This window comes from Pseudomonas sp. LBUM1666 (assembly GCF_059695775.1).
On sequence record NZ_CP166789.1, the window covers coordinates 3,804,824 to 3,828,702 of the forward strand.

The 23,879-nt window shown below is 55.1% G+C and carries 26 protein-coding genes and 4 pseudogenes; 7 read left to right on the forward strand and 23 right to left on the reverse strand.

Going from position 1 to position 23,879, the window contains the following annotated elements:
* Positions 1 to 123: 123 nt before the first annotated feature.
* From ACA056_RS17335 to ACA056_RS17390, 12 genes and pseudogenes are all read right to left on the reverse strand, one after another.
* The gene (locus tag ACA056_RS17335) at positions 124 to 702 is read right to left on the reverse strand and encodes a hypothetical protein (RefSeq protein WP_497266425.1); all 579 of its coding nucleotides are present in this window, start codon (positions 700 to 702) and stop codon (positions 124 to 126) included.
* Between the two features lie 87 nt (positions 703 to 789).
* Positions 790 to 957 (reverse strand): hypothetical protein, encoded by a 168-nt coding sequence (locus ACA056_RS17340; protein WP_415769812.1) that lies wholly within the window; start codon positions 955 to 957, stop codon positions 790 to 792.
* An 11-nt stretch (positions 958 to 968) separates the two neighbouring features.
* Positions 969 to 1,211 (reverse strand): hypothetical protein, encoded by a 243-nt coding sequence (locus ACA056_RS17345; RefSeq protein ID WP_497266427.1) that lies wholly within the window; start codon positions 1,209 to 1,211, stop codon positions 969 to 971.
* A 62-nt stretch (positions 1,212 to 1,273) separates the two neighbouring features.
* Complete coding sequence (locus ACA056_RS17350) at positions 1,274 to 2,338, reverse strand: lipocalin-like domain-containing protein (protein WP_497266429.1); 1,065 nt, start codon at positions 2,336 to 2,338, stop codon at positions 1,274 to 1,276.
* Positions 2,328 to 4,799: an ABC transporter permease gene (locus ACA056_RS17355; RefSeq protein WP_497266431.1), complete on the reverse strand. Its 2,472-nt coding sequence runs from the start codon at positions 4,797 to 4,799 to the stop codon at positions 2,328 to 2,330. The genes ACA056_RS17350 and ACA056_RS17355 overlap by 11 nt, the downstream gene beginning before the upstream one ends.
* Before the next feature lies 1 nt (position 4,800).
* Positions 4,801 to 5,469 carry an ABC transporter ATP-binding protein gene (locus tag ACA056_RS17360; RefSeq protein ID WP_497266433.1) on the reverse strand — a complete coding sequence of 223 codons (669 nt, stop codon included), beginning with the start codon at positions 5,467 to 5,469 and terminating at the stop codon, positions 4,801 to 4,803.
* 77 nt (positions 5,470 to 5,546) lie between these two features.
* Positions 5,547 to 5,792, reverse strand: a pseudogene (locus tag ACA056_RS17365) (SAM-dependent methyltransferase); the annotation flags it as partial.
* A 51-nt stretch (positions 5,793 to 5,843) separates the two neighbouring features.
* Entirely contained in the window at positions 5,844 to 6,788 is a 945-nt protein-coding gene (locus ACA056_RS17370) for a tyrosine-type recombinase/integrase (RefSeq protein WP_497266435.1), read from the reverse strand.
* A 1-nt stretch (position 6,789) separates the two neighbouring features.
* Positions 6,790 to 7,113 (reverse strand): annotated as a pseudogene (locus tag ACA056_RS17375) (transposase domain-containing protein); the annotation flags it as partial.
* Positions 7,114 to 7,196: 83 nt separating this feature from the next.
* Positions 7,197 to 7,532, reverse strand: a complete 336-nt coding sequence (gene tnpB / locus ACA056_RS17380) for an IS66 family insertion sequence element accessory protein TnpB (RefSeq protein WP_497266437.1) — start codon at positions 7,530 to 7,532, stop codon at positions 7,197 to 7,199.
* Positions 7,529 to 7,813 (reverse strand): annotated as a pseudogene (gene tnpA, locus ACA056_RS17385) (IS66-like element accessory protein TnpA); the annotation flags it as partial. The pseudogene tnpA (ACA056_RS17385) and the gene tnpB (ACA056_RS17380), both read right to left, overlap by 4 nt.
* 48 nt (positions 7,814 to 7,861) lie before the next feature.
* Positions 7,862 to 9,399, reverse strand: a protein-coding gene (locus ACA056_RS17390; RefSeq protein WP_497266439.1) for an IS3 family transposase whose coding sequence is annotated in 2 segments (ribosomal slippage) — positions 7,862 to 8,931 and positions 8,931 to 9,399 — 1,539 coding nt in all. Because the reading frame shifts where the segments join, the coding sequence is not laid out codon by codon here.
* Positions 9,400 to 9,565: 166 nt separating this feature from the next.
* Here ACA056_RS17390 and ACA056_RS17395 point away from each other — a divergent pair.
* Complete coding sequence (locus tag ACA056_RS17395) at positions 9,566 to 9,823, forward strand: AbrB/MazE/SpoVT family DNA-binding domain-containing protein (RefSeq protein WP_497266441.1); 258 nt, start codon at positions 9,566 to 9,568, stop codon at positions 9,821 to 9,823.
* Between the two features lie 253 nt (positions 9,824 to 10,076).
* Here the strand turns inward: ACA056_RS17395 and ACA056_RS17400 are convergent, their stop codons facing one another.
* The gene (locus ACA056_RS17400) at positions 10,077 to 11,114 is read right to left on the reverse strand and encodes a GGDEF domain-containing protein (protein ID WP_497266443.1); all 1,038 of its coding nucleotides are present in this window, start codon (positions 11,112 to 11,114) and stop codon (positions 10,077 to 10,079) included.
* A gap of 455 nt (positions 11,115 to 11,569) precedes the next feature.
* Between ACA056_RS17400 and ACA056_RS17405 the strand changes: the two genes are divergently transcribed.
* A complete protein-coding gene (locus ACA056_RS17405) occupies positions 11,570 to 11,881 on the forward strand; it encodes a hypothetical protein (protein ID WP_497266445.1) in 312 nt (103 codons plus the stop codon).
* A gap of 47 nt (positions 11,882 to 11,928) precedes the next feature.
* Here the strand turns inward: ACA056_RS17405 and ACA056_RS17410 are convergent.
* From ACA056_RS17410 to ACA056_RS17425, 4 genes and pseudogenes are all read right to left on the reverse strand, one after another.
* A pseudogene (locus ACA056_RS17410) lies at positions 11,929 to 12,090 on the reverse strand (LysE family translocator); the annotation flags it as partial.
* Positions 12,091 to 12,306 (reverse strand): hypothetical protein, encoded by a 216-nt coding sequence (locus ACA056_RS17415; RefSeq protein ID WP_461998138.1) that lies wholly within the window; start codon positions 12,304 to 12,306, stop codon positions 12,091 to 12,093. It abuts the pseudogene before it with no gap.
* Positions 12,307 to 12,943: 637 nt separating this feature from the next.
* Positions 12,944 to 14,515 carry a hypothetical protein gene (locus ACA056_RS17420; protein ID WP_497266447.1) on the reverse strand — a complete coding sequence of 524 codons (1,572 nt, stop codon included), beginning with the start codon at positions 14,513 to 14,515 and terminating at the stop codon, positions 12,944 to 12,946.
* A 42-nt stretch (positions 14,516 to 14,557) separates the two neighbouring features.
* Positions 14,558 to 14,713 carry a hypothetical protein gene (locus ACA056_RS17425; RefSeq protein ID WP_497266449.1) on the reverse strand — a complete coding sequence of 52 codons (156 nt, stop codon included), beginning with the start codon at positions 14,711 to 14,713 and terminating at the stop codon, positions 14,558 to 14,560.
* Positions 14,714 to 14,936: 223 nt separating this feature from the next.
* Between ACA056_RS17425 and ACA056_RS17430 the strand changes: the two genes are divergently transcribed.
* Entirely contained in the window at positions 14,937 to 15,146 is a 210-nt protein-coding gene (locus ACA056_RS17430; RefSeq protein ID WP_225570222.1) for a hypothetical protein, read from the forward strand.
* Between the two features lie 23 nt (positions 15,147 to 15,169).
* Here ACA056_RS17430 and ACA056_RS17435 read toward each other — a convergent pair whose 3' ends face one another.
* Positions 15,170 to 15,643: a hypothetical protein gene (locus ACA056_RS17435; protein ID WP_497266451.1), complete on the reverse strand. Its 474-nt coding sequence runs from the start codon at positions 15,641 to 15,643 to the stop codon at positions 15,170 to 15,172.
* A gap of 355 nt (positions 15,644 to 15,998) precedes the next feature.
* Here ACA056_RS17435 and ACA056_RS17440 point away from each other — a divergent pair, with 355 nt between their 5' ends.
* The 3 genes from ACA056_RS17440 to ACA056_RS17450 all read left to right on the forward strand — a co-directional run bounded on the left by ACA056_RS17440 (position 15,999) and on the right by ACA056_RS17450 (position 17,723).
* A complete protein-coding gene (locus ACA056_RS17440) occupies positions 15,999 to 16,964 on the forward strand; it encodes an endonuclease (RefSeq protein ID WP_497266453.1) in 966 nt (321 codons plus the stop codon).
* Between the two features lie 189 nt (positions 16,965 to 17,153).
* Complete coding sequence (locus ACA056_RS17445) at positions 17,154 to 17,435, forward strand: hypothetical protein (RefSeq protein ID WP_497266455.1); 282 nt, start codon at positions 17,154 to 17,156, stop codon at positions 17,433 to 17,435.
* A 63-nt stretch (positions 17,436 to 17,498) separates the two neighbouring features.
* Positions 17,499 to 17,723 carry an AbrB/MazE/SpoVT family DNA-binding domain-containing protein gene (locus ACA056_RS17450; RefSeq protein WP_497266457.1) on the forward strand — a complete coding sequence of 75 codons (225 nt, stop codon included), beginning with the start codon at positions 17,499 to 17,501 and terminating at the stop codon, positions 17,721 to 17,723.
* Between the two features lie 309 nt (positions 17,724 to 18,032).
* Here the strand turns inward: ACA056_RS17450 and ACA056_RS17455 are convergent, their stop codons facing one another.
* Together ACA056_RS17455 and ACA056_RS17460 are read right to left on the reverse strand one after the other, a co-directional pair.
* Positions 18,033 to 19,592 carry a sensor domain-containing diguanylate cyclase gene (locus ACA056_RS17455; protein WP_497273555.1) on the reverse strand — a complete coding sequence of 520 codons (1,560 nt, stop codon included), beginning with the start codon at positions 19,590 to 19,592 and terminating at the stop codon, positions 18,033 to 18,035.
* A gap of 350 nt (positions 19,593 to 19,942) precedes the next feature.
* On the reverse strand, positions 19,943 to 20,281 hold the full coding sequence (locus ACA056_RS17460; RefSeq protein ID WP_497266459.1) for an antitoxin Xre/MbcA/ParS toxin-binding domain-containing protein: 339 nt from the start codon (positions 20,279 to 20,281) through the stop codon (positions 19,943 to 19,945).
* A 422-nt stretch (positions 20,282 to 20,703) separates the two neighbouring features.
* On the opposite strand from ACA056_RS17460, the gene ACA056_RS17465 reads away from it, so the two are divergent.
* Entirely contained in the window at positions 20,704 to 21,072 is a 369-nt protein-coding gene (locus ACA056_RS17465) for a hypothetical protein (protein ID WP_214382609.1), read from the forward strand.
* A gap of 51 nt (positions 21,073 to 21,123) precedes the next feature.
* On the opposite strand, the gene tnpC is transcribed toward ACA056_RS17465, so the two are convergent.
* The 3 genes from tnpC to tnpA (ACA056_RS17480) all read right to left on the reverse strand — a co-directional run bounded on the left by tnpC (position 21,124) and on the right by tnpA (ACA056_RS17480) (position 23,398).
* Positions 21,124 to 22,650 (reverse strand): IS66 family transposase, encoded by a 1,527-nt coding sequence (gene tnpC, locus ACA056_RS17470; RefSeq protein WP_497266461.1) that lies wholly within the window; start codon positions 22,648 to 22,650, stop codon positions 21,124 to 21,126.
* A gap of 83 nt (positions 22,651 to 22,733) precedes the next feature.
* Positions 22,734 to 23,069: an IS66 family insertion sequence element accessory protein TnpB gene (gene tnpB / locus ACA056_RS17475; RefSeq protein WP_497266463.1), complete on the reverse strand. Its 336-nt coding sequence runs from the start codon at positions 23,067 to 23,069 to the stop codon at positions 22,734 to 22,736.
* Positions 23,066 to 23,398, reverse strand: coding sequence for an IS66-like element accessory protein TnpA (gene tnpA / locus ACA056_RS17480; RefSeq protein WP_497266465.1), 333 nt, complete (start codon positions 23,396 to 23,398; stop codon positions 23,066 to 23,068). The genes tnpB (ACA056_RS17475) and tnpA (ACA056_RS17480) overlap by 4 nt, the downstream gene beginning before the upstream one ends.
* Positions 23,399 to 23,879: the final 481 nt, after the last annotated feature.

Sequence of the window (23,879 nt, forward strand, 5' to 3'; positions counted from 1 at the left end):
TAAATGTCGGCCTAAATACTATTTAAAGACCGCCAAAACTCACCAGTTAGACCATTAAAACTGATTGTTCTTATACAAAAAAGTTGTACAAGAACAATCAATATATAGAGCTAATGCTCAGCTTCAGTGCTTGCTGGTCACTGTCAATATGTCGGTATAGGTCACAACAACACTCTGTCCAACTTTCAGATCTTTCAATTTCGCTTGAACTTCGGGTCTTACGACGTCAACGGTCTTGGACTGGCCGGCGGGGTTTTCGAAGGTGACCTGGTTTTTCTTCACGTCGATTTTGGTGATTTTCAGTTGGACCTGCACCTGACGGTAGGCTTCGCCGCCCGGGTTGTCGCTGCCGGGGGCTGCGCGGACTTCGCCAGCGCGTTCGACGGTGCCTGGCAGGCCTTTGTCGACATCGGTGTCGAGGTAGGCGGCGACAGCGCTAGTAACCTTGACATCGACTTGGTCGCCGACTTTCAAGTTGCCGAGGTTTTTGGCCTTGTCAGTCAATTGCACATGGACCTGACGACCTTCCGGCCCTTCAAGAACAACCTGATGGTTGGCAGCATCGACCGAGACAACTTTGGTGGTGACCTGATCCGCCTCCACAACGGCAGACAGCGGGATGTCCGCAGCCGTGGCACTAAGGCTGGCGGCAGACAGCAGAGTCGCAAGGGTGATGGCTTTGGTCAGTGCGTGAAGTTTCATAAGCGGTACATTCCCTGTGAATTGGAGGCAGCAAAGAGCGCTGAACCACCGTCCAGCGCCCTCTGTGCAGATGAGCATAGACGCTGATCAGGGAGTGTTCGCAGTTTCTTGTGCGGTGGATTCACCGCTGTCTGTGCCCTTGCCGCTTTCCTTGCGTCGGGTCGGATCGGTCGGGCGCAGGGCGTCGTTGTCGCGCTCGACTTCACCCGGTGGCCGCGGTTCGTCAGGGTGCTCAGTGGGGGTCGTTGGTTTCATGTGTGTTCTCCTCAGGCTTCGGGATCGTCGACTTTCTGAGCGACGTTCACGGCAGGCGAGTCTTTATGGGATTGATCGGCCTTGGCCTTCAAGGCTTGCCATTGTTCCAGGTCAATGGCGCCCTGCCCCAGCAAGTCGTCGGCCACTCGTAGCAGTTCGGCGTAATGGACGTCGGGGGATTGTTGCCAGTAGGCCTTGTCTTCAAACAGGCGCTGCCACGAATCAAGGTCAGGCGGTTTCAGGTCTTCACTCATGGCGGGCTCCTGTGAACGGGCTTCTAGAATTAGGAGGCCATCGCTCTGCCGAGAGTTCCGACTCAATACCCGGTCATTTCCAGATAACCCTGCCCACCATGGCTGCCGCTCAATTGCACCGGCCCTTCCCAATAGGGAATGCGCAAAGCCATCCACGCATTGGGGTTGAGCGCGCTGATTGTGATGTCGAGGTGTTTGTCGGGGATTTTGATTGACCAGCGCACCGGCATCGAACGTCCGGCCACTTTGGCAGTGTCTTGCGGTGTGAGGCTGATGTCGGCTGCGTGCAGCAACTGCGTCTGGCCCTGAGCGTCGATCCAGGTGCCGGTGAGGTAAGGCGCGCCGTCCTTCTGCCGCATGCGATAGAGCATCACCTGTTCGCCGCTGTCCAGGTGCAGGGAAAACCAGTCCCAGCCCGTCTGGTTGGCGGTCAGGGGCTGGCTGCTCCATTCGCGGTCGAGCCAGGCCGGGCCGCTGACTTGATACGTTTTGCCGTCGATTTCCAGCGTGCCGCTGGCCTGAAAAAACGGCTGACTGTAGTAGTACGACGCCTGCCCTTGTTCGGACTTCTGACTGAAGCCTTTGTCGCCCTGAAGCACCAAAGGACGTGTGGAGGTCAGCCGCAGTTGATAGCCAAAATCCTTGTCTCGGGCGCTGAGTTGAAGCTCCGCCATAGGGTCGGAACCCTGACTGCTGAAACGCCAATCATCGATCCACGCGTTGAACGGCGTGAGACTCACACCAGCCTGGCCAACGCCGCCACGGGCGTAACGCTCGGCGGCGTGATGTTCCGTCGCCGACGTCACGGCCGCGTGGCCAAGCCAGATAAGTTGATTACCCCAGCCAGCGACCTCGGGCGTCGCTTTGAGCGCGCTGCGAAACAGCGTCCATTGCGCGCCGAACTCGCGCCCCTGATCGTCCTTGAGGTTGGCGGTGACGTACCACCATTCAATGCGAAAACCGTCATGAGGACCATGATCCGCCGGAAAGCTGAACACCCGACCGGGCACCACCGGAGTGAACGCGGCGGCCTGATGACCCAGACCCGCGAAGCCTTTCTCAACAGGCGCCGAGTTATCGCATCCGCCCAACAAAGCCAACAGCAACACACCGACCTTAATCTTCATGAGTAAACGTCCTCAGCAGATCCGCCGGTTGCGTGCGGTACAGCGAGTACAGCGGCCACGCCGACGCCAATAAAGTCGCCAACAGCGCCAATCCCATCAACTGCAACAGCTGCAGCGGAAACACCCGCAGCGGCAAGCGCCAGCCGAAGGCCTGGACGTTGATCACTGTGTCCAGGCACCACGCCAACGCGATCCCCAACGGTAACGCCAGCACCAGGGTCAGCACCGCCAGCAACCAGGTCTGCCCGAGATTGAGCAACATCAATTGCCGGCGAGTCACGCCGAGCGCCCACAGCGGGGCGAGTTGCCCGAGGCGACTCTGGCTTTGAGTCAACAGGCTGATGAACAGCGCCACGCCCGCGACACAGAGGGTCAGGCTGTTGAGCGCGGCGGTCGCGGCAAAGGTGCGTTCGAACACTTGCGTGGACCAACCCTTGAGCCGGGCCTGGTCGACGATGCGGCTGTCCTCCAGCGTGAAGCGGGTTTGCAGCGCGGTCTGGAAGGCAGGGATCAACGTCGGGTCGATGCGCAGGTTGAAACGGCTGGGTGTCAGCTGCGGCCAGCCGCGCAGCAGATGGCTGACGTTGACCAGAATGTGGCCCTTGGGATTGCCGTAATCGGCGTAGATGCCGACGATTCGTGGCGACCAGGGGCCGTTCGGGGTGGGAATCGTCAGGTGATCGCCAAGGCGCACCTTCAGCCGACGGGCCAGTTGTTCGCTGAGCATCAGTGCGTCGTCCTTGGCCAGTCGGTCCCAAGGGTTGTCGCCCAAGGCTTCCAGCAGCGGCCAATGCTGGCGATACATCGGGTGGTCGATCACGCCGAAGACGTCCGCCGGCCAGCCTTGCACCTGGATCGACACTTGCCAGTTGGGCAGCACTGCCGTGAGTTCGGGTTGCTGCTTGAGCCAGGTTTGCAGCTCTCTGGCCTGGGCCGGATTTCGCGGATTAACGTACAGTTCGGCGGTCAGGCGTTGTTCGAGCCAATCACTGAAGGTCTGACGAAAACCAGCCGTCATGCTGCCCGCTCCAATGTTCGCCGCCAGTGCCAACAACAGCGCCATCAGCGCCAGGCTCAGGGCCGGCAGTTGCTGACGGCAGTCGGCGAGAAACCATTGGCCGAGCACCGAGCGACTGCGATGCAGCACCAGGTTCAACACCCAGTTGAGTACCACCGGCAACGCCAGCGCAGCGCCGATCAACAGTGCCGCCATCAGCACGAAGCCACTGCTCAGGCTGTCGCCAAAGATCAACGCCAGCAGTGCGATCACCGCAGCAATCGCGGCAACCCAACCCTGACGCCGCAACCAGTGCGCGTGAGCCTGATGCCAGGCTTGCGGGTCGGCCAGGGCCAGCAAAGGCAGGCGCGCGGCCCGCAACAAACTGTTGGCCCCCGCCAACAACGCGCCCAACAGACTCAGGCCGACGCCGCTGAGCCACCACCACGGACTGAGGCTCAGTTGCCCCGCCACTTCGGCGCCGTACAACCCGCGCAGACTGGCGGCGACGTCCGGCAACAGCACGCTGGCCAGCAGGTAGCCGCTGGCGACCCCGGCCAGTCCGCCGATCAACGCCAGCCCACCCAATTCGACCGTCAGACAAGTAATGAGCATTCGCGCACTGACACCGCAGGCGCGCAGGGTTCTGAGCAAGCCACGGCGTTGTTCCAGCGCCAGACCGATCGCGGCGTGGACGATGAACAGGCCGACCACAAATGACAGAAAACCCAGCGCATCGAGGTTCAGGTGAAAGCTTTCGGTCAGGCGCGACAAATTGTTCTCTTCGCCGCTGGTCTTGAGCTGCAGTTGACCCTTGAATTGATCAGGCAACGGCGCGGTGAAATCCTTCGGCAGCAGCAGGCGTGACAGCTGATCTGGCAGGCCCAGAATCTGCTGGGAGAAGCCGATGTCCACCAACAACACGCCGGGGGCCATATCGGTTTGGGCATGCAGCGGCGGCAATGCCTGACCACTCAAAGTCAGCGGGCGTTCGCCCTCGTGCAGATCCAGAGCCTGCAACGTCTGCGGCGAAATCCAGGTACTGCCCGGCGGGCTGAAAAACTCGACAACCTGCTCAATCGGCAACGCCTGCCCGGCCACTGAGGAACCGACGGGCAACGACACCGGCTCGATCCCCATCAGCTGCAAGCGCTGGTCGTCATGGCCCTTGAGCGTCACCCGACCTTGCAGGACCGGCGACACCGGCCAGCCCGCACGGCGCAGGTCGACAAACACTTGCTGGGAGAAGGTTGCGCCACTGGGTGAACTGAGGCTGGCCTGGGGTTCGCCACCGATCAACTGACTGGCCCGGGCATAGCTTTCGCGCGCCTGGCTGTTCAGCGCCTGCACGCCGGTCAGCAGGCTGGTGGCGAGCCAGAGCCCGGTCAGCACACTGAAAAACTGCACCGGATGCTGCCGCCAATGACTGAGCAGCGCCCGCAGCGTCTCGCGAAAGACCCGCACCTCAGCGCTCGTCCACGCCAGCCAGACGACCACCGTGGAGCACCACTTTTTCGGCCAGCCGCGCGGCAACCCGTGGGCTGTGGGTGACCATCAACAAGGTGGTGGGACTGTCGTCGAGCAACTCCAGCAACAACTTCAAGACCTCATCACTGGCGGCTTCATCGAGGCTGCCGGTGGGTTCGTCGGCCAGCAGCAGTTTTGGCTGCGACGCCAGGGCACGGCCCAGCGCGACCCGTTGCTGCTGGCCGCCGGACAGTTGTTCCGGATAACGCCGCAGCAAATCACCCAAGCCCAGACGTTGCACCAGATGCGCCTGCCAGCGCGGATCATGGCGCCCCGCCAATCGCGCCTGGAACGCCAGATTGTCCTCCACGCGCAAACTGCCGATGAGGTTGAACTGCTGAAACACCAGGCCGATTTCGGTCCGCCGCCAGTTCGCCAGTTGCCCTTCGTTCATCTGCTCCAGCCGATGTTCGCCGCTGCGGATGCTGCCGCGATCGACCTTGTCCAGCCCGGCAATCAGGTGCAGCAAGGTGCTCTTGCCACTGCCCGACTCCCCCATCAACGCCAGGCTGCTGCCAGGTTTCAAGGTGAGGTCGACACCTTGCAGAACCGCTAATGGGCCCTGGGGAGTGGCGTAGCTTTTGAAGACGCCTTGGACCGAAAGCATGGGGAAAACCGTTCGATGTGCGTGGAGCAAGGATAGCGGACGGCAGCAGCACCGCGAATAGGTCCCGATCCTGAAACCTATCGCTTCACCGCCACCCACGTAAAACACAACGGCAGCTGCGCCGTTTGCTGCTCATACCGATCATAGAGTTCCTCGCGGTTGGAATGTGGGTACTCCTTGAAGTGGCTGATCTGCAATCCGGCGTCGATGGCGCCGGTGAAGATGGCGCCCAGGGTGTGGACGAACCAGTAGGACGAAGGCGCCTGCTGGTCGACTTTGCCTTCGTAGACGATCGGTTGGTCCTGCACGAAAGGTTCGCTGCGAATTTTATGGGCAGGCAACAACACGTGTCATTTGATGACCTGGCTTAGCCCTTAGCTCAACTCATCAGTATAGAAATCTTCCCTGACAGAGTGCATTATTTGCCGCAACTGATTGATAACATTATCAAGCATCGCTGTTACTTCTGCGGAGCCTTTCCGTGTTTCAAGCTCGCTTTTTAGCGCTAAAAGCTCATCATATAAGCGATCGGCGGCATGTAATCGAGTGATAGCTCGATCAACACCACCCCAGACATCTATTTCGCTCCACGCGATATCAATATAATGCCAAAGACTATGTACATTACTGTGACCAGTTTTCACTGCAACACGCTTAAGAATTGATTCATAATCACTATCAGTCATCATTCGTCTCGACTTTCCCGTTCCCTTCATAAATTCCTTGAGATGTACCAATACCTCTAATGTTATAAAGCGATGTCGAAACATACTGAAACAGGCTTGATGATCTTTAAATCCAGCAGCGTTTGCAAGACGCTTAAAATCGCTTTCCAATGAAACCTTTTTAATCGGTGCACCATCAACCCTAATAAATAAAGAATCACCTCCCCTATTTTCACAGCCAACCGCCAATAGAGCATCTTGGTATTTTGATCTTGAATTTAGATAGCGTTGAAAAGTCGCAGCATCCTTGAGGGTAATTGGAAAACTTCGCAATGGTGCAACTGCCCTACGACGCTTTTTTGTAGGGATATATATAACCTTCAAATGTAAAATATCTGAATGCATCCTAACACTTATATCAACCATTTCACTAGGGCGCAGCCCAGTTCTTTTCATTAACCAAATCATAAAGTGACGCCGAGATCTAATATACTCCCTCTTAGCACATTCAAAGCTAGACACACTAGGATCTCTCTGAGTAAAAGCTGACTCCGATTTTTCTGGCACTCTTAAAGAATCAATGTACTCTTCAATCCCCTCAATAATCTCAACTGAAATCGGGTGCTTTGGCTCTCGGCTTTCTCTTGTGGGCATTCTGCGGTGGCAGCGGTGCGCGCTTGGGTTGCTGGCGCACTTTGGCTTCGACAGCTGCCGGTTGCAGCGCCTCAAGCTCCGCTTCGATAGCCGCGATATCGGTATCTATCAAATCGTCGAGCAAGCTGGCCTGATCCGGACTTAGCTGCTCACTGCGCTTGGCAAACTTGAAGCGCTTGAGCAGCGCGATCTCGTGGGTCAGCTTCTCGTTGACCGACTTGTGATGGGTGATTTGCTTGTCCATCGTCTCGACGCGCTGGATCAACTGCGCCGAGGCACGCAGTTCTTCAGGGTTTAATTGATCGAGATTCGGATGCGAAGTCATGCCGCCGATTTTGCCAGAGAGGGCTCATGGCGGCGATAGACTGATGGGCCAATTGCGCTGGCAAGCGCGCCATGGCATACGAATTAGAGCACCGTGATGGCTCCTCCGGAACCGACGCGTTGCCAAGGTAAACCGAGCACTAAGGCTTGAAGTTGCTCTGCATCCAACTCGACTTCAGAGCCGTGCCGCACGCCTGGCCAAAAGAAGCGTCCTTGATTCAAGCGCCGGGCTGCAAGCCAAATCCCCACGCCGTCATGCACCAACACTTTCATGCGATTGGCGCGACGATTGGCGAACAGATAGGCACAGTGCGGCTTCGCCGCACCGAACACCGTGACAACTCGCGCCAGCGCGGTTTCAGTGCCGGCGCGCATGTCCATGGGCTCGGTGGCGAGCCAGACGGAGTCGATGCGGATCATTGCGTTAGTCCGCGAACGAATCGGGCACAGCCATCAGGATCGGAGGCCGGCCATTTCACGGTCAACGTTCTTTGCCCGCATGACAACTCGATGCTGACGGACTTCTCGCTCTGAATGTTTGGTTCCAGCTTCACCGGCAAGAAAGCGGGCAAATCAGTGAGCTTTTGATCGCGGTAAAGCGGCAACCATTTGCGCACGACGTTAGCGTTGATGCCGTGACTCATTGCGACACTGGAAACAGAGGCGCCCGGTTGGAGGCATTCTTGGACGATTTGGTTTTTGAAGAGCCGGTACGTGTCAAGGTACCTGTCACCTTGTTCCAACTGTTGTTAGCCAGCTGCACCCTTAACCTCAGGGCGCTCTGGGTTTAAATACACCGCATCTGCCAGCTTCCAGTTGCGTGTCCGAGTACTCCAGCGGCTCGGATTAGCGTCCCTGGCGTCTTCATAAAGCACTGCTCTAGCTTGTAATAGAACCGTCGCCTTGCCCTCGTGGCGTTCGTTCGGCGTGACGTATTTCAAGGCGCTGTGGCGGTGATCTTCGTTGTACCACTCGATAAATTTCTGCACCCAAAGCCTTGCTTCAGTGACCGTATCAAATGGTTGATCCGGCCAGAGTGGGCAGTACTTGGCGGTACGGAAAAGCGCCTCGGCATAAGCGTTGTCATTGCTCACCCTCGGCCGGCTGAAGGACGGCTCGACGCCCAGGGCGATCATGCTTTCACGTAATAAAGAGCCTCTCATAACGTGGCCGTTATCCGAGTGCAACACCAACGGACGACCCGCTGTGTGCTCCCGCAAGCATCCCTTTCTGAGCAACTCACACGCGTGTTCGGCACATTCCACCTCATGCACTTCATTAGCGACCAGCTTGCGGCTGTAGACATCCTTGACCATGTACCAGTAGAAAAAACGGCCTTTGACGGTGCTGGGCAGCCAGGTGATATCCCAGCACCACACCTGATTGGGTGCGTCAGCACGGTGCGTCGTCAGTACTCTGCGTTTCGGGGTCTTGGTACGACCACGGCGCACGTTTTGATTGGCGGCTTTTAACACACGGTAAAACGTCGACTCCGAAGCCAGATAAATGCCTTCATCCGCTAGTTTTGGAACGATTTGGTGCGGGGTGAGGCTGGCGTAGCCAGCCTGATTGGCAGCATCAAGCACCGCTTGGCGTTCTGTCTCACTGAGCTTATTAGCCGGAGCTGCCCGTTGAGCCAGCCGTCGTCCGTCACAGTCAGCGTGTCGCCAGCGTTGGACTGTGCGCAGGCTCAGCCCCAACTCATTGCAGGCTCGATATCGACGAGCGCCATTGAGTACCGCGTCTGCAATCAACTTCATGGCTTGCGTACGATCAGAGGCGTCGATCAGTCTTCCTTGTCCTTGCCCCAGATCGCATTGGCTTTTTTTCTGAGATCCAGCAAGGCCACCGCCTCCGCACGTCCGGCATCAGACTGAATCAATTGACGCTCAAGTATTTTGATACGCCGTTGCTCGGCCGTCTTAGAGGTTCGAGAGTTGAGATCAACGACCGGATTGGCGTTTTGGCATGCCATTCGCCACTGTTGGATTTGCTCAGGGTAAATGCCTTTGATTCGGCAATACTGAGAGATCTCCACCTCGCTCAACGGCGCGGTTTCCATGACAGCATTGAATTTATCGGCGCTAGACCATTGGTCACTGGTCTTGCCGTTTCCCGGAACGATCAAGCCTTTATCTCTAGCCATTTGTCTCCAATTTCGCAGCGACTGTGGCGTGAGATTGAGCGCAACGGCAAGTTCTGCCACTGATCGATTGAGGGGCGGCATCATTTGCAAAACGACCCAGTCTTTGAAGTCGTTGTCGTAGCGTTTGCCTAGCTTGGACATCGATATGTACCTTCGCCCTCTTGAATGAACGAGTCAATCAACAAGGGCGACAGGTAGCCTGACACGGAGGGGAGCTTTGGATAAGAGGTTCGTTGGCGCATGGTGATCCGCTTGTGGGTTTAAAAATGGTGTCCACTTAAATAGGTGGACACCATCGCCCTAAGCGATGGCGTCAGGAAGGCGTGTTTGCCGGACACTTACAGTTATTATCGAAGAATGGGATGGTGACGGTGCGATTCGAATTCCCGATGAGACGTTGCAGGAGTTGGAGCTGGATGTCGGCGACACTGTGTATCTGATAGAAGAATTTGTCGGCAATACGCGCTGCCTAGTCCTATCAAAAAAGCCTCAAATCACAGATCGGATAGTCGAGCTCACTGAAGCTTGGAATAGCGAACAGCGCGGCAGCCTCGAAGACAAATGAGGAAGCCATAAAATGCTTCGCTGAACCAGTACATCAGGCTGAACTTCAGAGTCCTCCGCCAAGCCGGAAACGCATACCTGGACACATCACCTGAAGGCGCGAGATCGAGCCGGGCTTAAGCCCGAAGGAGCGACCTCTCCACCGACGTCACTTCACACCACAGCTTAGCTATGACTGCCATGCGGAATGAGCGCGAATCGAATCACCATATCCTGTGGGCTATGTGATTGCAGCTTGAGTCCGAACCCCAGTTTCAATTCACTCGGTTGCGCCCGCTGCGCTTGGCTTGATAGAGGGCATCATCGGCACGAGTCAGAAGGCTTTCCACATCGTCACCAGCTTTGGCGAGGGCGACACCAAAGGACGCAGTTACAGTGTCTAGCACCTCATCCGTGCCACGAACTTTGATCCGCAACGCCTGAATTTTTAGGCGCAGTTGCTCAGCAAAAGTATGAGCACTGGTGAGATCAAAACACTCTTGCAGGACTACACAGAACTCTTCACCACCATAGCGTGCCGCCAGGGCCTGAGGCGGGATTGAGTTCCGTAACACCTGACCAACATGCTCCAGTACGCGGTCGCCCAAAGGATGGCCATACCGGTCATTGAACTGCTTGAAATGATCGATATCCAACATGACCAATGCCACCCCATGAGGCGCGTTGATCAATGCATGCTCCAGCAAGCGAGTGAAGGTTGCTCGGTTCAACACCTTAGTCAGCCCATCCAAAGATGCAGCCAGTTGGGCTCGCTCGAGCTTGTCTCTCAGACTCTTAATTTCATTTTGCGCTGAGTGCAGTTGGGAGAGAAAAAGCTCCTGCTGATCCTGCATGACCTGGGTGCTCTGTTGCAGCTCACTCAGAATGGCGGGCAACCGCTGGTCGACCGGCTCCGCGAGCATTTCCATGCAATGGCCAAGACTGGCTTGAAAGTTGAAACTGCCATTCACGCTACGCGAGACATTACGCTCCATGTCGTCAACCAGATCGATCGCTTGTTGTTGCCCTGCGCGCGCTTCTTCCAATTCGTCACGAATGATGTAGTCGCGAAAAAGCTTCGTAGCGGATTCTGGAGGGAAACAGTCGAAGTCTTTGACCACCCTGTCCAGATGGCGATTAAGCTCTGGCTCCTGACCTTTGCTGTAGGTGTACCAGAGAGCATAGTGCACGGGATTTGGTGGAATGTTGTGACGCACCATCAGTGGTACGGCCTGCTTCAGCAGAGCCGCCGCCTCGCGGGAGTCCTCTGGATACAGCGTTAAGGCAGTCGCACGCGTCTCTGATTGGCTCATAACGTCACTGTGGTTGGTTTTTATTGGCATATATGAAGTCGCGCGCAGCATATCCTTACGCACACCAAGAGGCCATACATAACGTATGCCTACTCCCTGTTGAAACTAGCTATAGACCGAACTTCACATTGCCGTTATGCGTTCAAGCCGATCCAGACATGGATACCCACGTAGAGGCCAACACCAATGATCAGCGTGCTGGAAATCGAAAAGGGATCGTAGCTTTGTACTCTCTCACTGCCTGTGTTCCTGTCGATTACGGAATCATCCCAGGCATGTACCCAATTTGACACGATCGCCGTGTTGGAAGAAATTGATGATCCGCCTCTCCTCTTCGACTTGAAATCCTGTGGCTGTATCTGCAGCCCATTTTCGACACGATCGATTGGATATTCCCCAACCGGCCACTGGCCCAGTTGTTACTGGGTGCCTGGTTTCCTAATAGGAGTAACAAATTGCTGACTCGTCCCGACAAAGATGCGCTACGTGCGATGCTGGAATCTCAAGTTCAACAAAAGCTACAGCATGACCCTGACGCGGTAACGACTTATGCAGCACAGCCTGAACCCGAACGAAAGCCATACACCAGTAAGCCCACGGTTCAGGACAAGGCGTTTCACAGGGAGCTCGATCAGATGCGTGCGGATGCTGAAGCCGGAGTGATGCATAAATCAGTGCGCGAGCCAATGGAGGATGGTGAGTCTAGCCTTGCCCTCAATGATTACCCTGGCTTGAAAGAGGCAGGCTCTGCATCAAATCAGTGGTGATGTTTTGGCGCCTGTGCTGCGGTAATCGGTACCTGGCCGCCCTCCTCTTATGCAGCCTGTCGACGCATGGTCAGGATGGCTGCTCCGAAGCAGATGAACGTCGACCCAACTACCCGGCTGACCCACCGGGATAGCTCGGGATGGGTCAACACGCCCTTGGCCCAAGAGACCAGTGCGGCATACAGACTAAGAGATGTCACCGAGACCGATCACGCGAGCTTTATGGCTCCGCCCTGGATATCGTCACGCGCCATTCGTAAGTCAATAGCGTCCTGATTGAGTCGGTGAATCATATTGAGCAACCGTTGGCGTAGCACTTCGTCTTGGAGTTGCTCTGCTGCGCGCATCATATCGAGCGCCGCTACCTCATTGTTAGTGGCGACGGAGTCGAGCAGTTTGCGCATGCTTCTTGATGGTCGATTCATCTCCAACTCCCTGGATTTCAGTGACGCGAATCATATGGCCAGAATGTTTCGTCAGTATTTCAGTTGCACGTACTGGTTTTGATTCACCGGCTCGGGCTGATTTGACGCTAGCTGGAGGGGTGCCCCGCGAGGTATCAATTACGCTTGTCGCGCCAATCCGTGATGTAGCTAAATCGCTACCATTAAGCCGGGCTTTGCCCGAATGAGCGATTACAACAATCAACATCAGGCGTTACCGCTGAATGAGGCACGTGACGAAATTTAAACGAGCATTCCCCTCTCCAGACGATCGATAAGATCGAGGACAGCGTTCGTTTCCACCCTCGTGCACAACATGTCGATGGACGCCTCGAACCAAGTCCACGAACCGGCGAGCACATCCATTTCGTCGCAGCGGAAACATCCTCTTCGAACGAGGACAGAGTTTGCCCAAAGACAGCAACTGACTGGCCAATAATGAGCAAGTGAGATTAGGGACGGTGATCCAATCGGTGGCAACCTGCGTAGTTACGCAAGGTGGGATCCCCAGCTGTTTACGCTGATGGGTACTTCCATCAATTTTTCGGTCTGCCCGATTCGTTGAGGTTAGTTTTGGCAACCACCTGCGCATGCCGTAAAGATTACCTGCTCCCGCTCATTACATTTGATGATCGTAACGCGCCATCTTCAGCATTCCGTACACGAAGTCTAGCTTCTCTTCGGTCGGCTCATCGTCGCGCAGCCAGCGCACCTTGATTCCCAAGTATTGCGCCCATTCGATCCCCTTTTTGAAGCATCTCTTGCTGTCATTCTTTGCGGCGACTTCTACGTACTGATTCACCAAATCATATTGCTGTCTACCAGCTCGATACTTGGCATTGTCAAAAGCCGTCTGGTAATAGCCCATGGCAGCTTTGTAATCTTCTTTGCGATAGTGATACACCGCTCGCAACCAAGGCTCCATCCAGCAAAGGTGCTCCTCTAACCCTAAGGCTTTTACCTTGAGAGCGTACTGGTCTATCTGGGGCCGCTGAGTGCTCACATCTTGTTTGAGCCGAAACCCCAGCCCCACCATCTCAGCGAAGCCTTCAGGAGGGCTGAAAGGCATTTTCCGTTTGTTCAGATCAATCGGGGTGCATACAGCAAAACGCCCATACTTACTGGTAAGTGCCGCGACCACATCATCACGCAATGGCTGGTTTGGCCGGGCATCATGGAGCTGCTGCAGCTTATCTCCTGCAGCATCTACTTTCGCAAAGAAAAACCCCCAATAGTTACTACTGGCGTCAAGCCACACCTCCATTGCAGCTTCAGGTGACTCTGGATGTTGCATGACCGATTTCATTGCAGCCTTAAACTCATCGACATCCTCTGCGATCCAGTTAGAGTAATCTCGGAGTTGAGCGCAGACTTCCATCAAATAGCTGGCATCGTAGGCCCGCAGTATTTCCCTCGCAACGTAGCTCGTGACCCGAGCCAACACTAAGGCGGTCACAATGCTGGCCTGCACCGAGCTTGAAATTTCTCGACCTTGCTGAGCCATGGCCTTAAAAGAGTCGTCGAAGTTTTTTATCAGGGCAGCCAAGGCCGGCACAGCCGATCCGCGCGTCCAGTTGATTGCATTGTCGAGATTGTTTTGACGAGCCGCATCGTCACTGACGGAGTTTTTCCCTGGGTAATGGAACTGCGTCTGCGAGCTTTCACAAAGCTGGTAGGCCCAGCGCATCACCTTCTCTAGCGGCATTATCAGTTTGCCGTTTTCATCGATTGAAGGCAGATACCAGAACTTCTCTTCGGGCGTATCAAGGTCAAAGTCTTCAATCTTGTAGCGGAGCAGATTCCGATTCAGCGACACCACGATTAGTGAAACAGCTCTGATAGTAATGAAGTAACGAAGGGTCTCAGCTTTGTTCAGATAAGTGCCCTCGCTGCGCACCAGCTCGTTATAGGCATCGTAAAGGTCAGCCAAGGTGTCGCCGATAGCTCCCATGATGCGGGTGCTAGGCAGGTAGCCGGTGAGGATGTTGCTGAGTGATTGAACAGACTGGCTGAAATTCGAAGACAGATGCCCTTTCTCTTCGGCTAGCCTACCTAGCTTTTTCTGCATAGCCTTTTTGGCTTTTTCATCGAAGTCAGCATAGGTAGTCTCTTTGCGGGGAAGAACACCAAACGCATCGTAGGCTAGCTTGACCAGTTCGCCCTGGGTGGCAAAACAAATTTTTGTGCTCATATCAAATCCTTGATCCCCCCGGCCAAAGACCGGGGAGCATTCCTAGCGCTGATTCGGGTTCAGTTGCTTGCCACGGTTACCGTGAACATGAGCATTTGTTGGATTGGTGCCAGAGCTGCCACGATTGTTGTTGAGCGCATCTGATCTATCGTTTTGCTGCTGGCGTTGCTGATTGTTGGATGCGGTTGGTTTAGACATGTCAGTCTCCTAGTGAGTGAGTACGTCAGATGGATCCTATCCACTCGATCTGGATACGTATCTAGGATTTTTGGAGACGTACTTTCCGCCGCGACGCCAAGCCCCTCCAGCTTGACGCGAACAGGCACAGGCAATCAGCGCCAGGTGTTTCCGCTTTACGAGCACACAGCTCATCTCACGGAGCTACTTCAGCTACGCTTTTCTTTCCACGGAGGAAATCGCGATGCCCAGTTCAGACCTGCTCCCATCTCTGCTATTTAAGATCAATCAAAACCAGTTAGCCCTAGAGGCCGCCATCATGGAACTGACGCTGTGGGTTGAGCAGCGCGGATCTGCAGAGGTCGCTAGCAACGTTCGGGGTGCGTTGGACACCATCAGCAAGAACGAAGAGTTCATCAGCATGACTCTCGCTGTGCTCATGACGCCAGAGTAACCAGCCACGATCCAGGAATAGGATCACCAATCGGGCTCTGGCTCTGTACCCAAATGAATCGACATAATCAGCGCACGCCGGTAGTGCAACGGGGTGGCGTTCAACTCGATGGACAGAAGTCGGTCAGCCGCACTAACCAGGGCGTCAATCCGCTCGCGAGGCACTGCTACATACGCAACCAGGCGTTTCCCGCTTGCCGTCATAGACCCGATTCCTTTTGGAGGATCTATGTCTTGCATCAATCGAGGATCTGCGTATAGCTGGCATTCGACTTCTGGGTATTTGAAGCTCTCCGGGTAGAGAACTTCGCCCTTCAGCGTCAGGATCATATGTTCATGATAATGACCTTCGTTAGTCCTCAAATTGTTGGGCAGGGCGAGTCTTAGTGACCACGTAAAATCCCACCCGGACAGCTTGATTTGATAGAGGGCACGTTGAGTTTCGAGCCGGGGCCGGCCTCGCCGAATGTTAGATTTTTTCTGGGGTGTACGAGGCATAGCTACCTCCATCAGAAACGGCCAGCCTGTGTAAAAGATTAGCTAACTCCCCCGGCTGACCTCAAAAGCATATTCGCACTGCTTATCGCTAACTGATTCGGACGCTGCGGCCACGCTTTCCTAGCTCGTCTTGCTGGCTCTGGGCCTGTGCCGAAGCGGCAGCCGGCCACCATCTTCCCCCTTCAACATATTCATGGTGCTCGGCATGACCAATGCCGACACGGCCATACGTAGCGCTCTACGCCGCAACTCGTGCGCCTGTAACGCACCTGCATCTTCGCATTCGGTAGTTCTCCTTCGGTGCACATGGAGTCGTGCGTATACTTCGCTTCTTCTCAAGTACTTAAGCTTTCCAATGAAAAAACTGTTTTCCGTAGTAGCGCTGGCCCTCTCCGTAATTACCCCCGCTTTCTCAAGCCCTCCCTCGACTTTTTCCGAAGCCAAGGTCATAGCCAAGCAGAAAATTTATCTCGACCAGGCGAACAGCTCCATGGGCGAGTTGTATTGCGGCTGCAAATGGACGTGGGTTGGCAAATCAGGTGGTCGTATCGATGCTGAGTCATGTGGCCTTAAGGCCAGAAAGCAAGAGAGTCGGGCGGAGAGAACTGAGTGGGAACACATAGTTCCAGCGTGGACATTCGGTAACCAGCGTCAGTGCTGGCAGAACGGTGGTCGCGAGCATTGCGTGGACGATGATCCGGTATTCCGCGCGATGGAGGCAGACCTTTTCAACCTCTACCCATCTGTAGGTGAGGTAAATGGCGACCGTAGCAATTTCAACTATGGAATGGCTTCCGGGGTAGCGCCGCAGTATGGGCAGTGCAAAACGCGAGTTGATTTCGATCAACGTGCTGCGGAGCCGCGTGACGAAGTCAAAGGGCTGGTCGCGAGAACAACCTTTTACATGTTCGACAGATACAAACTGAGCATGTCTCGTCAGCAGCAACAGCTACTTATGGCCTGGGACAAGCAGTACCCGGTTTCGTCCTGGGAAAAAGAGCGCGATCGACGCATTGCAAACATCATGGGGCATTCCAATCCGTTCGTAACTGGTGAGCGTCAATGGTCACAAGGGTACAAAACAGTTGGTGACGGCGTGGTTAGCGCCATTTCTGTTAATCCTACGCGCGTTCCAGCTCAGCCAAACCCAGCGAGCGCGAGCGGAGTAGGTTCGATCATTGGCAACCGGAAAAGCCTGGTCTACCACCTTTCAATGGGGTGCCCTGGTTATAGTCAGGTGTCCGAAAAAAATCAGGTCTCCTTCATGTCAGAGTCTGAGGCCCATGCGGCAGGATATCGAAAAGCAGGTAACTGCAAATAGGTGCGCTTGCTGAAAGCCGGCCTTGCCAAAACGAGGCCGGCACCCAACATCAGACTGAAATGTGCACCCTGTTTTTGCTATTTACATTCTTGATACGTCATTCACGGCACGCGGTTACAGCTCAGGCTCGGTCGCCCATCTTCGACCATTCAATGAGCCAATCGCTGACCGTCAATTGGGAGTAACAAATTGCTTACCCGTCCCGATAAGGATGCCCTCCGTGCAATGCTGGAGTCGCAAGTCCAACAAAAGCTGCAGCAGGAACCTGATGCGGTAACGACCTACGCAGCAAAGCCTGAGCCAGAGCGTAAACCGTACACGAGCAAGCCGACGGTGCAGGACAAGGCATTTCACAAAGAGCTCGAGCAGATGCGTGCGGACGCCGAAGCTGGAGTGATATATACGCCTAAGCGCGAACCGGAGGACGGAGGCGCTCCTAGCCTTAAGCTTGATGATTATCCGGATCTGTAAACGTGCCACTGAAAAATCTACAGGCGGGAACGGCTTGCCGGCTCATAGCAACGGAGATCAAATGTGAAAAAGCCACCGATGAAAATCGTCATCGAAGAATGGGATGGTGACGGTGCGATTCGAATTCCGGATGAAGCGTTGCAGGAGCTCGAACTGGATGTCGGCGACTCTGTGTTTCTGATCGAGGAGTTTGTCGGCAACACGCGATGCCTAGTCCTATCAAAAACGCCTCAAATCGCGGATCGAATAGACGAACTCACTGAGGCCTGGAACAGCAAACAACATTAAAGCGCCAAGAGGTGATGATGAATTTCCTCCACAGTGCACCGTAGGCTCGCGATGAAACTCGTAAGGTTGATTCGTCAAGCTGAGAGCGCCGAATATGCGGGGCTCGCCACTAAAGCGCTAGACTCGATACCCATGACCGGAAAAGGCCAGCTCTAAGCAAAGGCACTCGCTGACATATTCACGCCCCCACCCGACCTTATCGTCTCATCACCCTTCGAACGAGCAATCGCAACCGCATTCCATAACACCACGATGACCGAGACCGCGCGACAAGTGATGTTGTGAAATGACTTGGTGATCATAAACATCTCAAGGTTCTGGATATTCAGTGATCGCAACTCCTTTGCGACCTAGCTGTTTCACTCCGTACATAGCTTGATCCGCGGCTTTGAGCAATGCGTCGAGGCTCTGTCCATGCAACGGGCAAATTGATACACCGATACTGCATGAAAGTGAAAGCTCACCTGCGCTTGTCACGACTGTGCCCGCAACGGAGTCGAGCACCCTCGCCGCTCTGGTTTCAACACTTTCTGGGTTGGATAGATCCGTAATCAGAATCACGAACTCATCCCCTCCATAGCGTGCGACCGTATCAGTCGAGCGAGTGGCCTGAAGCATGCGACTAGCGACCGCTCGGAGAACCTGATCACCGATCTCATGACCGTGCTGATCATTTATTTGTTTGAAATGATCCAGATCGATCAACAGCACCGCAAACGGCTCCGCCCTCTCTTTCCAATCGGAGAAGGCTTGCTGAAACCGATCAGCAAATAGATAGCGGTTTGGCAGCTCGGTGAGTACGTCATGGGTCGCAAGATAGGCGGATCTTTTGTGCTCAACCTCAGCCCTTTCTATCGCCCTAAAGTGCCGAATCAGTACCCCAGGAATAAGAAAGAGAGCCGCAGCCAGAACCGAAAGGATGATCAGTGCTTGCGCAGTCAAAACGTCTGCAAAACGTAACTGACGCTCAAACAGCAGTGTCATCGGTTGCGAGGTACTTCTGATTTCGACTCGATCAGTCAGGCGCGGCAAAAATAGACGATCAAGAAAGCCAGCATTGTTGGCGTTCGTAGAGAACACGTTACTTTCAGATCCTGCCCCGGCTTTCATGACTGCGCTGATATGAACCAAGGGATCTATGTTCGCATCATTGACCGCATCCAACAGCGAGCTGGTCTTGATCAAAAGCAAAGACACCATGGTGCTTCCGAAAAAATTGGGCCGATTGCTCTCCCTTAAATTTTCGGGCCGACTCACGGACTGCATGAGAATGTAAGCGCTGCCTCCTTCGTACATAGAGAAGACAGGTGATACAACCGGCTTCGGATTATTGTGAGTGCGGGCCAACGCGTAGGAAAGATGCCCAACGGTTTCCAACCTAACGCCATAGATAGAACTGGATTCGGGAAGCGGCGGGTACATAAACAACACAGGCCAGGTCTCACTGAGGTAGGCCTGATGCTGGGCAGGTTGCTGGGTGAGACTCGGGAAGTCTTTGAGCTCAAAGTCCGGACGCCAGGTGCGGCGCATCAGAGTCTCAAATGCAGCCTGCTCCACGACGGGAACCGCCCTCGCCGCCTCGAGCATGTAAATATGAGGGTATGCGGCCAAAACGGCTGACGCATAACGGGCTGCGGCCTCCGTGTCGCTCTGATCGACCGCTTGGAGAAATGCAGAGAACCCCGACAATACCGCTTCATTGGTATCAAGCTGATTTCGCACGATGCTCGAGATGTTCTGCACGTAATCCGAGAAGCGTGTCTCCCTGCGTTGAGTTTCTGACTTAAGCAGTAATAGAGCCGAAAAACCAACCAAGCCGACAGCCAAGACAATGAAACCCAATAAAGACCTGCGCCGTTTAGTCAACATCATCCTGATATCCCTATGCGCAGTGTAATGCGTGGTGCTTCGGCCAACCTCATAGGTCTCAGCTCGCGCGGTTTCGGGGCGTTACTGCTGCTCCAATCTCGTATGAAGTGACCATCGCCAATTCTAGGCATATTGCCATCATTCAGAAAGCTGAATCTCGACTCTGGAACTGCGACCCCTGACAACGCTGGGTAGAAATGAGGCAGAACAGTCATGGCATGCGCTACTGCGGACTGAGTTGCCAGGCCACACTACGTGAAGATGTTAGGTCGAGCCAGGCATGGGCCCGAAGGAGCGATAGCCAATGAACCTGAAGGCCTCAAATCCGCCAGACCGTTGGTAACTCAATCTCATACAAGCACTCCCCTCCCCAGTCCCCCGATAAGATCGAAAACAGCTCTCGCTTCCACTCTCGTCCTCAACATTTCCAGTGGGCGCTTTGAACCGAGCCCTCGAGCCGGCGAGTTCATCCATTCCGTTGCAGCGGTGACGTCATCCTCGAACAGGGTTAAGGGGTTCTCAAAGACAGCAATCAATGCGACCAAACGGTCGCTTTCAACGGTGCTGAGTAAGCGTCCGGTGATCACGCCTAGCGAACGGTGCTGTCGGTGTGCTACGGAAAAATGAACTGTTTCATAGCTGCCATTATTGCGATCACCAGAACGGCGAGCCCCACCGCTGAAGTCCACTCGGATTCCGGTGTATAGGCAAACCAAGAGCCCTTCGATGGATGTTTACCTAGCGAGATAAGCCTCATTATGGGCCAACCAATAGGAAAGCAGATGGCGCGAAAAATCACTTCGATCAGTATATCAAGCACGCTTGTACGTCCTTTTTCTGGGCGATAGAAACGATTGTAGCGTCTGGCCATTCCATTAGAGGTTACACGACCGCACCCAATTGGTAAGCGTCCGGCCAAGATCCCAAAGCTAATGGCAAGGGCGTCAGGAAGGCATATTGCTCGGGCGGCTATTGCTTGCGGTTGGTGGACGCGATGATTTCGATGGCCGCCCCCCTAGAAAGGACAGTAAGACTCCGGTCGTCGGGTCGCGGGATAGCTGGCCCCGGAAACGAAAGATACTTTGTGTGATCACTACATCAAGGACGGCACATGGAAATTACGATTCGCCGGAAGAGTGGTTTTTTTGATAACTCCTATGGACGATGCGTCCCGCTTTTAGTCCTCTTTGACGGCGCGGTTGTGGGCCGCTTGGCAACCGGCGAAATCATGGCCCTGACACTCCCGGACGTCTGCGGAACATTGCAAGTCGGCCTCCTTGACTCTAGGAAATCGCCTTACATTGGAAATATGGCTGATGACATCGTCTCGACCAGTAGGGGGCTTGGTATTTCCCCGAACCAAGCCGTTCAGGCTTTTTCAGTGAGGACTCGGAGGTGGGTTTTTTTTGATGTCGCTGATTTGGTGTATTTTGGGCCGCTTAGCCGCTGGGTGTTCGCGGTCGAGAAAGAGCCGACATAGGGGGCTTGTGAGGCGGTTACTTGGTAAGCCCAGCTATTACCCTTTGCGCGGTTAGACGGGCACCCATCTATGCGGCAGCAGCTCGTTAATCTCGCTCGCCCGCTGCGTCGGCAGGCGTGTGAGAACGTCCTTCAGGTAAGCATACGGATCATGGCCATTGAGTCGTGCCGACTGGATCAAACTCATGATCGCAGCCGCGCGTTTGCCGCTGCGTAACGAGCCTGCGAATAGCCAGTTCGAGCGCCCAAGTGCCCATGGCCGGATTTGGTTTTCGCACCAATTATTGTCAATGGGTACGGCCCCGTCATCGAGATAGCGCGTCAGCGCTATCCAGCGTTTGAGGCTGTAATCAAAGGCCTTGGCGATGGCCGAGCCCTCAGGCACAAGCTGTCTCTGGGCGATCATCCAGGTATGAAGTGCCTCGACTATGGGCGCAGCTTTTTCCTGTCGTATTCGTTGCCGAATATCCGGCTCCAGCTCTCGAACTTCTCGTTCAACTTCGTACAAAGCCGCGATGTAGTGCAGCGCTATTTCGGCGATCTGGCTCTTGTTGGTGGCATGCAAATCGAAGAATTTGTGGCGCGCATGGGCAATGCAGCCGATCTCCGTAACGCCCAGTTCGAAGCCTGCCTTGTAGCCAGCGAAGTCATCGCAGACCAACTTGCCGTTCCAGTGGCCCAGAAAGGCTCGGGCATATTCGCCAGCGCGGCTCGGGCTAAAGTCGTAAACGACCGCCGCCAGATCGGAGAACTGGCTGGTGGCATAGGCCCAGACGTAAGCGCGGTGAGTTTTCTTCGCGCCTGGCGTCAGCATTTGTACCGGGGTTTCGTCAGCGTGTACGACGTCGTGCGTCAGCACGGCGTCGCGCAGCGCATCAACCAGCGGCTGTAATTGCACGCCGCAGTTGCCCACCCACTGCGCCAAGGTCGAACGGGCGATGGGCAACCCAGCGCGGCCGAAGATTTTCTCTTGGCGATACAGCGGCAGATGGTCGGCGAACTTGGCAACCATGACGTGGGCTAGCAGGCCCGCCGTCGGTATGCCTTTATCGATAACGTGCGCCGGCACTGGCGCCTGAATCAGCGTTTCGCACTGCTCGCAGGCCCATTTCCCACGGACGTGGCGTTCGACAGTGAAGACGCCCGGCGTGTAGTCGAGCTTTTCGCTGGCATCCTCGCCGATGCGCTTGAGGGCGCAGCCGCATTGGCAGTGGCTGTTGTCAGGCTCGTGATGGATCAGTGTGCGTGGAAACTGCGATGGCAGTGCTGCACGCTTGGGTTGCGGGCGCACTTTTGCTTCGACGGGTACTGGTTGCAGCACCTCAAGCTCGGCTTCGATAGCGGCGATGTCTGTGTCGATCAAGTCGTCGAGCAGGCTGGCTTGATCCGGGCTCAACTGCTCGCTGCGCTTGGCAAACTTGAAGCGTTTGAGCAGCGCGATCTCGTGGGCCAGTTTCTCGTTGACCGACTTGTGATGAGTGATTTGCTTGTCCATCGTCTCGACGCGCTGGATCAACTGCGTCGCCAAGGCACGCAGTTCTTCAGGGTTTAATTGATCGAGATTCGGATGCGAAGTCATGCCTCCGACTTTGCCAGAGAGGGCTAGTGGCGGCGATAGACTGATGGGCCAATTGCGCTGGCAAGCGCGCCATGGCAGACGAGTTAGAGCACCGTGATGGCTCCTCCGGAACCGACGCGTTGCCAAGGTAAACCGAGCACTAAGGCTTGAAGTTGTTCTGCATCCATTTCAACTTCGGAGCCGTGTCGGACGCCAGGCCAGAAGAAACGTCCTTGATTCAAACGCCGGGCTGCAAGCCATATCCCGACGCCGTCATGCACCAATACTTTGATGCGATTGGCGCGGCGGTTGGCGAACAGGTAAGCACAGTGCGGCTTTGCCGCGCCGAACACCGCTACGACCCTTGCCAGCGCGGTTTCAGTGCCAGCGCGCATGTCCATGGGCTCGGTGGCGAGCCAGATGGAGTCGATGCGGATCATCGCAACAGGTCTCGCAGTAATGCAGAACACGCTGCTGCTTTTTCTGCCGGCCAACTCACAACGATTACGCCTTTTGAATGCGGCACTTCGATTCGGATCGTGGCAGGAAGGGTCTGATTCATCGCCACCGGCGGAGATGTCTTGATCGGGATGAAGGCGGTTTGAAGTGTCAGGTTTTTCTGCGCATGCACCCGAATCCATTTATGGACAAGGTTGGCATTGAGATTATGGGTCAACGCGACATTTGCAATGGAGGTGTCAGGCTGAGCGCACTCGGCAATGACCTGGGACTTGAAGGACTTGGAGTAGGAACGGCGTTCTTGTGGCATGGGTGTCCGCTTAAAAAGGCTAAAAATGGTGTCCACTTAAATTTTGGTGGACACCATCGCCTCAAGCGAAGGTGTCAGGAAGGTGTGTTGCCCGGACGGTTACCAGCATTCAAGGCTCGGCCCGGCTGGTCGCACGACCGCATTCATGTCGTTCAATGACACAGATGTGAACTCTCCGAATTAAAGGCTATGAGGGTTCGGTAGCGATGACTCATTGAGATGTGAACTCCAAGCTGCATACGCGTCCGAATGTCGCGTTACAGCCGCACTCCACCTTTCACCGGAAAGCTCACGAGCTGAGACCAACATCATCATTTTGTTAACAGCTGCATCTAGGTCTAAAAGCAGCTCATGAGATTTAAATCTAAAGTCGTCCGCTGCGTTCATGTCGGATCCTGTACTCGGCGGGTCTGACTCGAAGTTACGAGTCGCAGCGCCCACCAAGAATCTTGATAGCGTTTTTTAATGGATCAGCCAGAGC

Bases quoted from the DNA above. Each gene is read 5' to 3' on its own strand.
- tnpB (WP_497266463.1), bottom strand. From the start codon at position 23,069: ATGATCCGCATCGACTCCATCTGGCTCGCCACCGAGCCCATGGACATG.
- ACA056_RS17350 (WP_497266429.1), bottom strand. From the start codon at position 2,338: ATGAAGATTAAGGTCGGTGTGTTGCTGTTGGCTTTGTTGGGCGGATGC.
- ACA056_RS17435 (WP_497266451.1), bottom strand. From the start codon at position 15,643: ATGCCTCGTACACCCCAGAAAAAATCTAACATTCGGCGAGGCCGGCCC.
- ACA056_RS17340 (WP_415769812.1), bottom strand. From the start codon at position 957: ATGAAACCAACGACCCCCACTGAGCACCCTGACGAACCGCGGCCACCG.
- tnpA (WP_497266465.1), bottom strand. From the start codon at position 23,398: ATGCCACAAGAACGCCGTTCCTACTCCAAGTCCTTCAAGTCCCAGGTC.
- ACA056_RS17430 (WP_225570222.1), top strand. From the start codon at position 14,937: ATGCCCAGTTCAGACCTGCTCCCATCTCTGCTATTTAAGATCAATCAA.
- ACA056_RS17465 (WP_214382609.1), top strand. From the start codon at position 20,704: ATGGAAATTACGATTCGCCGGAAGAGTGGTTTTTTTGATAACTCCTAT.
- ACA056_RS17360 (WP_497266433.1), bottom strand. From the start codon at position 5,469: ATGCTTTCGGTCCAAGGCGTCTTCAAAAGCTACGCCACTCCCCAGGGC.
- ACA056_RS17370 (WP_497266435.1), bottom strand. From the start codon at position 6,788: ATGCCCACAAGAGAAAGCCGAGAGCCAAAGCACCCGATTTCAGTTGAG.
- tnpC (WP_497266461.1), bottom strand. From the start codon at position 22,650: ATGACTTCGCATCCGAATCTCGATCAATTAAACCCTGAAGAACTGCGT.
- tnpB (WP_497266437.1), bottom strand. From the start codon at position 7,532: ATGATCCGCATCGACTCCGTCTGGCTCGCCACCGAGCCCATGGACATG.
- ACA056_RS17415 (WP_461998138.1), bottom strand. From the start codon at position 12,306: ATGAATCGACCATCAAGAAGCATGCGCAAACTGCTCGACTCCGTCGCC.
- ACA056_RS17345 (WP_497266427.1), bottom strand. From the start codon at position 1,211: ATGAGTGAAGACCTGAAACCGCCTGACCTTGATTCGTGGCAGCGCCTG.
- ACA056_RS17395 (WP_497266441.1), top strand. From the start codon at position 9,566: ATGGCGTCAGGAAGGCGTGTTTGCCGGACACTTACAGTTATTATCGAA.
- ACA056_RS17400 (WP_497266443.1), bottom strand. From the start codon at position 11,114: ATGAGCCAATCAGAGACGCGTGCGACTGCCTTAACGCTGTATCCAGAG.
- ACA056_RS17335 (WP_497266425.1), bottom strand. From the start codon at position 702: ATGAAACTTCACGCACTGACCAAAGCCATCACCCTTGCGACTCTGCTG.
- ACA056_RS17455 (WP_497273555.1), bottom strand. From the start codon at position 19,592: ATGTTGACTAAACGGCGCAGGTCTTTATTGGGTTTCATTGTCTTGGCT.
- ACA056_RS17440 (WP_497266453.1), top strand. From the start codon at position 15,999: ATGAAAAAACTGTTTTCCGTAGTAGCGCTGGCCCTCTCCGTAATTACC.
- ACA056_RS17420 (WP_497266447.1), bottom strand. From the start codon at position 14,515: ATGAGCACAAAAATTTGTTTTGCCACCCAGGGCGAACTGGTCAAGCTA.
- ACA056_RS17425 (WP_497266449.1), bottom strand. From the start codon at position 14,713: ATGTCTAAACCAACCGCATCCAACAATCAGCAACGCCAGCAGCAAAAC.